At 65.8% G+C, this 10,437-nt stretch carries 10 protein-coding genes; 8 read left to right on the forward strand and 2 right to left on the reverse strand.

All coding sequences use genetic code 11. The annotated features are described in order from the left end of the window. Positions 1-16: 16 nt before the first annotated feature. Positions 17-556 (reverse strand): XRE family transcriptional regulator, encoded by a 540-nt coding sequence (locus DBV14_RS13030; protein ID WP_124459599.1) that lies wholly within the window; start codon positions 554-556, stop codon positions 17-19. 94 nt (positions 557-650) lie between these two features. Between DBV14_RS13030 and DBV14_RS13035 the strand changes: the two genes are divergently transcribed. Genes DBV14_RS13035 through DBV14_RS13045 form a run of 3 tightly spaced genes read left to right on the forward strand, consistent with a single transcriptional unit; the run spans position 651 to position 3,154 of the window. Next, the gene (locus DBV14_RS13035) at positions 651-1,667 is read left to right on the forward strand and encodes a tripartite tricarboxylate transporter substrate binding protein (protein ID WP_124459600.1); all 1,017 of its coding nucleotides are present in this window, start codon (positions 651-653) and stop codon (positions 1,665-1,667) included. A gap of 15 nt (positions 1,668-1,682) precedes the next feature. Next, the gene (locus tag DBV14_RS13040) at positions 1,683-2,339 is read left to right on the forward strand and encodes a glutathione S-transferase family protein (protein ID WP_124459601.1); all 657 of its coding nucleotides are present in this window, start codon (positions 1,683-1,685) and stop codon (positions 2,337-2,339) included. Further along, a complete protein-coding gene (locus tag DBV14_RS13045; RefSeq protein WP_260397010.1) occupies positions 2,336-3,154 on the forward strand; it encodes an aldolase in 819 nt (272 codons plus the stop codon). The genes DBV14_RS13040 and DBV14_RS13045 overlap by 4 nt, the downstream gene beginning before the upstream one ends. Positions 3,155-3,180: 26 nt before the next feature. Here the strand turns inward: DBV14_RS13045 and DBV14_RS13050 are convergent, their stop codons facing one another. Further along, positions 3,181-3,666, reverse strand: coding sequence for an Lrp/AsnC family transcriptional regulator (locus DBV14_RS13050; protein ID WP_124459603.1), 486 nt, complete (start codon positions 3,664-3,666; stop codon positions 3,181-3,183). Between the two features lie 113 nt (positions 3,667-3,779). On the opposite strand from DBV14_RS13050, the gene DBV14_RS13055 reads away from it, so the two are divergent. From DBV14_RS13055 to DBV14_RS13075, 5 genes are all read left to right on the forward strand, one after another. Continuing rightward, positions 3,780-5,012 (forward strand): diaminopropionate ammonia-lyase, encoded by a 1,233-nt coding sequence (locus tag DBV14_RS13055; protein WP_124459604.1) that lies wholly within the window; start codon positions 3,780-3,782, stop codon positions 5,010-5,012. 157 nt (positions 5,013-5,169) lie between these two features. Next, positions 5,170-6,615, forward strand: a complete 1,446-nt coding sequence (locus tag DBV14_RS13060) for a M81 family metallopeptidase (RefSeq protein ID WP_124459605.1) — start codon at positions 5,170-5,172, stop codon at positions 6,613-6,615. A gap of 76 nt (positions 6,616-6,691) precedes the next feature. Further along, entirely contained in the window at positions 6,692-8,275 is a 1,584-nt protein-coding gene (locus tag DBV14_RS13065) for an ABC transporter substrate-binding protein (RefSeq protein WP_124459606.1), read from the forward strand. Between the two features lie 55 nt (positions 8,276-8,330). Then, positions 8,331-9,272 (forward strand): ABC transporter permease, encoded by a 942-nt coding sequence (locus DBV14_RS13070; protein WP_124459607.1) that lies wholly within the window; start codon positions 8,331-8,333, stop codon positions 9,270-9,272. Positions 9,273-9,315: 43 nt separating this feature from the next. Then, positions 9,316-10,254, forward strand: a complete 939-nt coding sequence (locus DBV14_RS13075; RefSeq protein WP_124459608.1) for an ABC transporter permease — start codon at positions 9,316-9,318, stop codon at positions 10,252-10,254. Positions 10,255-10,437 lie beyond the last annotated feature (183 nt).

Genomic DNA, 10,437 nt, shown 5'->3' on the forward strand with positions numbered 1-10,437 from the left:
CTGCTCTCCCGTTTGTCTATTCCTCCTGCGCCACCACCAGCAGCACTGACGCCTGCACCTTTCCCACGGACGTGATCTTGTGGGGAATGCTCGAATTGAAGTGCGCGCTGTCGCCGGCATTCAGCAGCTCCACGCGGCCGGCAAGCTGAAGGCTCACCCGCCCCTTGAGCACGTACAGCAGTTCTTCGCCCTTGTGATGGCTCATCGGATGGTTGCGCACCGGCTCTTCGGTGGGCGTGAGCACGAAGGCGACCATCCGGCGATCGGGCGACGCGCCTGATACCACGCGCGGTGCGCGCGGCATCTTCGTCCGCGCATCCGATGCCTTCGTCTCCGCCCGGCTGATCAGCACCGGGTCGGTGTCGGACGGTTCCGCGAACACTTCCTCGACCTGCACGCGCAGTGCCTTGGCCAGCTTCAGCGCCGCGCCGACCGACGGCGTCGAGATGCCTCTTTCGAGTTTCGATACATAGCTGCGGGTCAGGTCTGTCGCCTGTGCCAGCTCTTCGAGCGTCAGTCCGGCCTGGACGCGAAGCAACTTCAGTTTGATGGACATGTGTTTTCTTTAGGACACTTGTGTCCTAAAATGATCTTGGTTTCCTGATTTGAACAATCTTCGCGGGGCTGGCCCGCTATCTGAGGAGTATGGTATGACGGTACGCACGCGCCTTCGGGCATTGTTTGTCAGCTCGTTCGCCGGCGCTCTTGCGTTGCTGGTGTCCGCTTCGCCGGCCCACGCGCAGCCGGCGCCTGCGCAGCCCGCCTATCCCAGCAAGCCGGTTCGCCTGGTCATTCCCTTCGGCGCGGGCGGCATCACCGACGTGGCGGGGCGGCTCATCGGCCAGCACCTGGGCGAAGAGCTGAAACAGTCGGTCATCATCGACAACAAGGCGGGCGCCGGTGGCGCCATCGCGGCGCAGGCCGTTGCCCAGGCCCAGCCCGACGGCTACACCTTGCTGCTGGGCACGGTGGGCACGCAGGTGGTCAACAAGATGCTCTACACCAAGCTCAACTACGACCCGGCCGCCTTCGTGCCCGTTTCGCTCGTGAGCAACTCGCCTTACGTGCTGGCCGTGAACGGCATCGACGGCATCGCCGGCGTGAACGACCTGGCCGGCCTGGTCCGCTACGCGAAGGCGCATCCCGGCCAGTTGAATTTCGGTTCGGCGGGCAACGGCAGTTCGCCGCATCTGGCCCTCGAGCTGTTCAAGCTGGCGACAAAGACCGACATCGTGCACGTGCCCTTCAAGAGCGGCGCCGAAGCGGTGAATGCGGTCATGGGCGGGCAGGTGCAGATCGTCATCGACGCCATTCCCGTCATCCAGCCGCAGGCCAAGAGCGGACGGCTGAAGATGCTGGCCATCGCGGCCAACCACCGCAATGCGGCCGTGCCCGAGTTGCCGACCAGCACCGAGCAAGGGCTGCCCGACTTCCAGATCGGCTCGTGGAACGCGATCGTCGCGCCCGCGGGCACATCACCGGCGCAGATCGAGATCCTCAACCAGGCGCTGGCCCGTGCACTGAAGCGCCCCGCGGTCGTTGCGCGCCTGGCCGAACTCGGCATCGAGCCGATGACCACCGGCACACCGGCCTACCTGGCACACGTCAAGAGCGAGACCGCCAAGTGGAGCAAGGTCATCAAGGCCGCGGGCACCAGGCTCGACTGACCAAGGGCGCGACACATGGCGATGAAGCTCTACGACACCCGGCGCTCCGGCAATGCATGGAAGGTGCGGCTGCTGGCCGGCTTCCTGGGCATCCCGTTGCAACGCGAGACGCTGTCCATCGACCGCGGCGACTTGCGAAGCCCGGCCTTCCTCGCGGTCGCGCCGATGGGCCAGGTCCCGGTGCTTGCAGTGGACGATGGCACGCACCTGGGCGAGTCGATGGCAATTTTGTATCTGTTGGCGCAGGGCAGTGCCTGGTGGCCGGGCGACGCGGCTTCGCAGGCACGGGTGCTGGCGTGGCTGTCGTTCGAGCAGGAGCGGCACATGAAGCCATTGGCGCAACTGCGGCTGCACCTGGCACTGCATCGCGACCGCGATCCGGCCAGCGAAGAGTTCGTTCGCTTCGCCCATGAAGCCAGGCAGTCGCTGCGCATTCTCGAAGCGCAGTTGTCGCGGCAGGGCGCCGGGGGATGGGTCGCGACCGCGAATGCGCCCAGCATTGCCGACGTGGCGCTGTACCCCTACACGCGCCTCGCGCCAATGGGCGGCATCGAGCTTGCAGCCTACCCCGCCATCAGCGCGTGGCTCGCCAGAATCGAGCAACTGCCGGGCTACCAGCCGCTCTTTCCCGGCGCGCCCGAGAAGAACTTTTCCACCAGCGAATCCGCATGAACAAGGACGACACCATGGCATCGCAAGACACTTTCGAACTCAAGAAGGACGAACTCGTCCGGCAGTCGTACGCCCAGATGGACGCGCACCTTGCGGACAGCGCCTACACGCTGCGCCAGAAGCTGGCCCTGACCTGCCGCATTCTTTTCGACAACGGGCACGACTCCGGCCTGGCGGGACAGATCACCGCGCGCACCGGCGTGCCCGGCGAGTTCCTGACGCAGCGGCTGGGGCTTGGTTTCGACGAGATCACCGAAGACAACCTGCTGCGGGTCGACGAAGACCTGAACGTGCTCGAGGGCGATGGCATGCCGAACCCGGCCAACCGTTTTCACTCGTGGGTCTACCGCGCGCGTCCCGATGTCAATTGCATCATCCACACGCACGCGTTGCACTCGGCCGCGCTCGGCATGCTCGAAGAGCCGCTGGTCATTTCTCACATGGACAACTGCGTGCTGTACGACGACGTGGCCTTCGTCGGCAAGTGGCCCGGCATTCCCGTGGGCAACGAAGAGGGCGAATTCATCTCGGCCGCGCTGGGCAGCAAGCGGGCATTGCTGCTCTCGCACCACGGCATGCTCGTGGCCGGCGGCAGTGTCGAAGAAGCCTGCGTGCTGTCCATCGCCTTCGAGCGCGCGGCACGCATGCAACTGCTGGCATCGGCCGCGGGGAAGATCCAGCCGATCGATCCCGAGCTGGCGCGGGAGGCGCACGACTGGATCTTGCGGCCACGCCGCAATTCGGTGGCGTTCGACTACTACGCGCGACGCTCGCTGAAAGATCCGCGCAACGCCGATTGCGTGAAGAAGGCCTGAGGAAGGCCTGAAGAAGGCCCGAGGGTTCAGGCTGCCGTGGCCTCTTCCGACAGGGGCACGTGCAGCCCGACCTTGACCCGGCTCATCGCCACCAGCGTGTTGAAGCGCTTGACGTTGTTGTTCTCGAAGAAGAGTTCGCGCGTCAGCCGGGTGTATTGGCTCATGCTCCTGACCGCGAAGATCAACACGAAATCGCAGTCGCCCGCCACGTAGTAGCACTGCTGGATATGCGGGCAGGCCTGGAAGGTCCGCTTCATTGCGTCCAGCAGATCGACGCGCTCGCTCTCTACATTCACCTGGACGATCACCGTCAGTTCGCAGCCGACCGCATCGGGGTTGACGATGGCGGCATGGCGCTCGATGACGCCTTCGTCCACCATCCGCTTCAGCCGCCGGTTGACCGCCGCGGTCGACAGGTTGACCCGCTGGCCCAGCTCGCCCTGCGGAATACGCGCGTCCTGCTGGACCATGTCGAGCAGCTTCAGGTCGTAGGCATCCAGGCGTGTAGTCATGCGTCGAAACAGGAGGAAAAAGCGAGGAGGGATTGCATAAGCGCATGCGCCAATGCGAAGAAATTCGAAGGGGGCGGTTCTACGATTATGCGCATCACCTCAGGAATTTCGCCATGCTGGTCAGCAACCCAAGAGCCCTTCGAAACGAGTATCCGCACTCGCTGCGAAGCATCATGAGCATCGCCGAAGCACGGCACACCCGGTCGTGGCTTTCGCGCTGGGACCTGCTCTCGCCAGAGCCGACGCCGCTGTGGCGCCTGCCCGACCTGGCACGCAAGCTGGACCTTGCCGATGTCTGCGTCAAGGACGAGTCCGTGCGCTCGTCGCTGGGCAGCTTCAAGGCACTCGGCGCACCCGCCGCGCTGGTTCGACTGGTCGTTCGCCGCCATCCTTCATGGGCGCCCGAAGACGTGCTGGCCGGTGCGCACCGCGCCGAGCTGGGCGACCTTGTCGTCATCAGCGCCACCGATGGCAACCACGGCCGCGCGCTTGCCGCCGCCTCCCGGAGCGCGGGCGTGCGCTGCGTGATCGTGCTTCACCGGCACGTCAGCCCGGAGCGCGAAAGCGCCATTGCCGCGTTCGGCGCCGAGATCGTTCGCATCGAAGGCAACTACGACGCTTCGGTCACGCATGCGGCGCAACTGGCCGAACAGCATGGCTGGCAGGTCATTTCCGACACTGCATACCCGGGCTACGAAGAGGTTCCTCGCGACGTGATGCAGGGCTACGGAACGATGGTCGACGAACTGCTCGAGCAGGCAGCCCCGGCAGCGTCGGCTTCATCGGCATGCCCCTTCACCCATGTGGTGCTGCAGGGCGGCGTCGGCGGGCTGGCCGCCGGTGTCGCGAGCTACTTCTGGGAGAAGTTCGGCGCGCAGCGGCCCACCTTCATCGTCGTGGAGCCACGCCAGGCCGACTGCCTGATGCAGAGCGCGCTGCAGGGCCGCCCGGCCGTGGCCACGGGCAGTGTCGATTCGGTGATGGCCGGGCTTGCCTGCGGCGAAACCTCCACCCTGGCCTGGCGCTTCCTGGAGCCGTCGATCGATTGCTTCGTCGCCATCGAAGACAGCCACGCGGTGGAAGCGATGCGCTGGCTGGCAGAGGGCTCGACGCTCGACCGGCCCATCGTCAGCGGCGAGTCGGGTGCCGCCGGCGCGGCGGCGCTGCACATGGTCGCGCGCTCGGCGCAGTGGCGCCGGCAAGCCGCTCTGGGCGCCGATTCGAAGGTGCTGTTGATCAACACCGAAGGCGCGACCGCGCCGGGCGTCTACGCGGAACTGCTGGGCCGCTCGGCCGACGAGGTCTTGCTGGCGCAGCGCCAGTGGGCCGAGGCAGCGACAGCCTGATCGTTTCGGCGGGGCGTCCGAAATCGATTCGGAATTGCGTTTGCGCCCCTTCGAACGAGAAAAAACGCCGAAGCCCCAGACCTACGATGACGCCGCGGACCCGCTCCCAGAGCGGCTCCATGGCGTGAGCCTCTTTCGACGCTTCGAGAAAAACAAAATGAAAATATTCAGCGCTTCGCTGGCCACCGAGACAAGCACCTTCGGCCCGATGCCGACCGGCCTTTCGTCGTTCATCGACCAGGGGTACTTTCCGGCCGGCACGCATCCGAAAGAAATGACCTTCTTCGCGGGCCCGCTTGCCGCGGCGCGCATCCGGTGCGAGGCGCATGGCTGGGAACTCGTCGAGGGGCTCGTGGCCTGCGCGCAGCCCAGCGGCACCACCACGCGCCATGCCTACGAGACGCTTCGCGAAGAGCTTCTGGCGGACCTGCGCAAGGCGTTGCCAGTGGACATCGTGGTGCTGGGCCTGCATGGCGCCATGGTCGCAGACGGCTACGAAGACTGCGAAGGCGACCTTCTCATGCACGTGCGCCAGACCGTGGGCGCGCATGTCGTGGTCGGGGCCGAGATCGATCCCCACTGCCATCTCACGCCGGAGATGCTGGCGCATTCCGACATGCTGGTTGCGTTCAAGGAGTTTCCGCACACCGATGTGCTGGCACGCGGCCTCGACCTGCTCGACCTTGCCGTGGCGAAGTTCGAACAGCGCATCCGGCCGACGGCGGCCGTGGCCGACTGCCACATGATCGCGGTCATTCGCACGCCGGACGAGCCCGCGCGAAGCTATGTCGATCGCATCATGGCGATGGAAGGCAAGAACGGCGTGCTCTCGATCTCGGTCTGCCACGGCTTTCCGTTCGGCGACGTGGCTTCCATGGGCACCAAGCTGCTGGTCTACACCGACGGCGACGGGGCCAAGGCGCAGCAACTGGCCGACCGTCTGGCCGCCGAGCTGTTCGCCATGAGGAATGAACTGGAGCCCACCTATCCGGGCATCGACGAAGCGCTTGATGCCGCGCTCGCGTTCGACGGGGGACCGGTCGTGCTGGCGGACGCGGCCGACAACCCGGGAGACGGTGCCGCCGGCGATTCGACGTTCATTCTCAGCCGCCTCGTCGAGCGAAAAATCCGGAACGTGGCGATGGGGCCGCTGTGGGACCCGGTGGCGGTGCGCATCGCTTTTGACGCGGGCCTGGGCGCATGCCTGCCATTGCGCATGGGCGGAAAGATCGGCCCGTTCTCGGGCAATCCCATGGACTTGGTCGTGACCGTGAAGGCGCTGGTGAAAGACATGGTCATGACCGGCCTGGCCGGCACGCCGATGTCGCTGGGCGACTGCGCGCTGGTGGAGGCCGACGGCATCGAGATCGTGCTCATCACGCTGCGCAACCAGGCCATGGGCACGGACATGTTCACGCAGCTGGGCGTCGATCTTGCGTCGAAGAAGATGGTGGTGGTCAAGTCGACCCAGCACTTCTACGCGTCTTTCTCCGCGATCGCCGGCAAGGTGCTTTTCGTCGACGCGCCGGGGTCGGCCGCGATGGACCTTCGCAGGCTCGAATACCGCAAGGTGCAGCGCCCCAAGTGGCCACTGGACGCCTGACGCTCCACCGCCACGCGCCACACATCACGCCGGCCGCACAACGGCTCCGACTTCTTCACCACGCCCGGGTCTCACCATGAAACTTCGCCTTTCCGCCGTTCGTCATTTCGTCGCGCTCGGCGCCGTCGTCTCGCTGAGCGCTCTCGCGGCACCGCCGCAGGACGCGAAGGTGTTGCGTGTCGTGCCCATGGCCGACCTGAAGGTGCTCGACCCGATCTGGACGCCGGCCGATGTCACGCGCAATCACGGCTTCATGGTCTACGACACGCTCTTCGGCACCGACGAGGCCGGAGAAATCAAGCCGCAGATGGTGGACACCTTCAAGGCCAGCAAGGACCTGAAGGTGTGGGACTTCACACTGCGCCCCGGCCTGGTGTTCAGCGACGGACAGCCGGTGACCAGCGAAGACGTGCTCGCGTCCGTTGCGCGCTGGGGAAAGCGCGATGTGCTGGGCCAACGCATGATGGCCGTGCTGGACAAGGCGCAGGCGGTGGACGCCAGGAGCTTCCGGCTGAGCTTCAGGGAGCCCTTCGGCCTGGTGCTCGATGCGCTGGCCAAGACCGGCTCCAACGTCCCGTTCATCATGCCCAGGAGGGTTGCGCAGACGCCCGCGGACAAGCAGATCGACGACACCACCGGCTCGGGTCCCTTCACGATGAAGAAGGATGAGTACCGCCCCGGCGACCGCGTGGTGTACCTGAAGAACCCGCGCTATGTGCCCAGGGGTGAGCCCGCTTCCGGGACGGCCGGCGGCAAGCGCGTGAACGTGGACCGCGTCGAGTGGGTGATTCTCAAGGACGGCCAGACGCAGGCGAATGCGCTGGTCAACGGCGAGGTCGACATGCTCGAACTGATTCCGAGCGAACACTTCTCGAGCCTGAAGTCCAACGCCAAGGTCGAGCTGATGCAGGTCACGCCCACCGGCTCGATCACCGCGCACTACAACCACGCGGTCGAGCCCTTCGACAACCCCAAGATCGCACGCGCGGCCATGCTGGCAATCAACCAGGAAGCCATGCTGCGCTCGCAGGCGCAGTTTCGCGAGCTGTACAAGACATGCGTGTCGATCTTTCCTTGCGGCTCCCTTTATGCCTCGACCGACGCGGGCTTCTTCACCGGAAAGCCGCAGTTCGATGAAGCGAAGAAGCTGCTGAAGGAAGCCAACTACAACGGCGAGCCCATCGTGCTGCTGGCGCCCACCGACCTGGGCGTGCTGGTCAAGTATCCGCAGGTGTATGCGCAGTTGCTCAAGCAGGCGGGCTTCAACGTGGACCTGCAGTCGATGGACTGGGGCACGCTGGTGTCAAGGCGGGTGTCGAAGGAGCCGGCCGGCAAGGGCGGCTGGAACATCTTCATCACCGGATGGAGCGGCGACGCGCTGAACCCGATGACCTACGGCCCGCTGACGGGCAATGGCGACAGCGGCTACTTCGGCTGGCCGGTCGATCCCGAGCTGGAGTCGCTCAAGGCCCAGTTCGCCACCACCACCGACCTGGCGCAGAGAAAGCGCCTTGCGCAGAAGATGCAAGCGCGTTCCTTCGACGCCGCGATCATCGGCCCGGTGGGCGAAATCGCGGTCATGTCGGCGATGCGCAAGGGCGCGGTGACCGGCGTGCTGAAGGCGCCGGGCCTGGTGTACTGGAACATCCGCAAGAACTGACGATGGCCGCGACGAAGACTGTGGCCACGCCGCGCCGCGCCAGGGGAAAGCCAGCATGCTGAACTTCATCGTTCGCCGTGCCCTCTCGACCATTCCCGTGTTCGCCGTCGTGGGCGTGATCGTGTTCCTGATGCTGCGCCTGATGCCCGGCGATCCGGCCGCGGCCATCGTGGGGGAGGGCGGCACCACGGCCGACATCGCCCGCATTCGCGCGCAGCTCGGGCTCGACGATTCGCTGCTCACGCAGATGGCACTCTGGTTCAACCGGTTGCTGCACCTGGACTTCGGCGAGTCGTACTTCCAGAAGCAGGCCATCGGCACGCTGATAGCGCAGCGCATCGAGCCCACGCTGTCTCTGGCGGCCGTGACCATCGTCATTGCGGTGGTGGTCTCGGTGCCCCTGGGCGTGCTGGCCGCGTGGCGGCACGGCGGCTGGCTCGACCGCGCGCTGATGAGCCTTTCGGTCGTGGGCTTCTCGGTGCCGGTGTTCGTGGTCGGCTATGTCGCCATCTGGTTCTTCGGCCTGCAGTTGCAGTGGGTGCCGACGCAAGGCTATTCGCGCCTGGCCGATGGCGTCGGGCCGTGGTTGCTGCGCCTGGTGCTGCCGGCGTGCACGCTGTCGATCGTCTACATCGCATTGATTGCGCGGGTCACGCGCGCGGCCGTGGCCGAGGCGCTCGCCGAAGACCATGTGCGAACAGCGCGCGCCAAGGGATTGTCGGAGGGCAGGGTGCTGGTCAGGCATGCGCTGTCGAACGCGGCGGTGCCCATCGTCACCGTCATCGGACTGGGCGTGGCGTCGCTGATCGGCGGCGTGGTCGTCACCGAAACGGTGTTCGCCATTCCGGGGCTCGGTGCGCTGACGGTAGACGCGGTGCTCGCCCGCGACTACCCGCTGGTCCAGGGGCTGACGCTGTCGTTCTCGGTCGTCTACGTGCTGATCAACCTGCTGGTGGACCTGAGCTACCTGTTGTTCGACCCGCGCATCCGGTACTGAGCGGTATGCCGGCGCAAGCCATCAGAAGAAGAAAAGAACATTCATGTCCATCTCCATCGAAGCGGTCGAAGCCACCGATGCCGGCACGCCCCAGGCCTCTCGGCGCACAAGCCTCGTCGGCCGCGCCTTGCGCAACGGGGCGGTGAAGCTGGGCGGCGCGATCCTGCTCGCGCTGCTGGTCGTGGCGGTGCTCGCACCGTGGCTCTACACCATCGATCCCGCGGCCATCGATCCGGGCAGCGCCAACCTTTTGCCGGGCGCCCAGGGCGAGTTCGTCGCGCTGTCGGGAGAAAGTTTCGAGCGGTGGTTTCCCATGGGCACCGACAGCCTGGGCAGGGACATCTGGAGCCGCGTCATCTTTGGCGCACGCGTCTCGCTGCTGGTCGGCGTCGCGGTCGCCGCGCTGTCGCTTTTCTTCGGCCTGTGCGTGGGCCTGGTGGCCGGCTACTTCCGGCGCCTGGACGGCGTGCTCATGCGGCTGATGGATGGAATGATGGCCATCCCCGACATCCTCTTCGCCATCACGCTGGTGGCGCTGTGGCGCCCGACGCTGTGGACGGTGGTGTTCGCGATCACGGTGCCGCAGGTGCCGCGGGTCGCGCGACTTGTGCGCTCGGTGGTGTTGACGGTCAGGGAAGAACCGTTCGTCGAAGCCGCGGTGGCACTGGACACCCCGACCTGGAAAATTCTGCTGCGCCACATCCTGCCGAGCGCCATCGCGCCGATCGTGGTGCAGGGCACGTACGTGTGCGCAGCCGCGATGCTGATCGAGGCCATCATGTCGTTCCTGGGCATCGGTTTGCCGCCCGACGTACCGACGTGGGGCAATGTGATGGCGGAGGGCCGTTCGCAGTTCACCCAGTACCCGCACATGGTGCTGATTCCGGGGGCCTTCCTTGCGATCACGGTGTTGGCTGTGAACCTGGTGGGCGACGGGTTGCGCGACACGCTCGACCCCAAGTTCAGCAAGCGGGCGTCATAGGGTGGCCGTTGCTTCTCGCGTTGTTCTGTTTGCTTGTGACGTGCGCTGTTCAGGGCGACGCCCACGCCGACGGTGTGCTCTGCTCCGCGAATGTCCCCCGCTTCGCTCCTCCTTTATTTCGCTGCGCAGAGCACACCATCCGCGTGAGCGTCATCAGAGTGGTCGTTGATCAGCGGTACACCA

Origin of the sequence: Variovorax sp. KBW07, assembly GCF_003852515.1 — a bacterium.
Taxonomy (GTDB): Bacteria; Pseudomonadota; Gammaproteobacteria; order Burkholderiales; family Burkholderiaceae_C; genus Variovorax.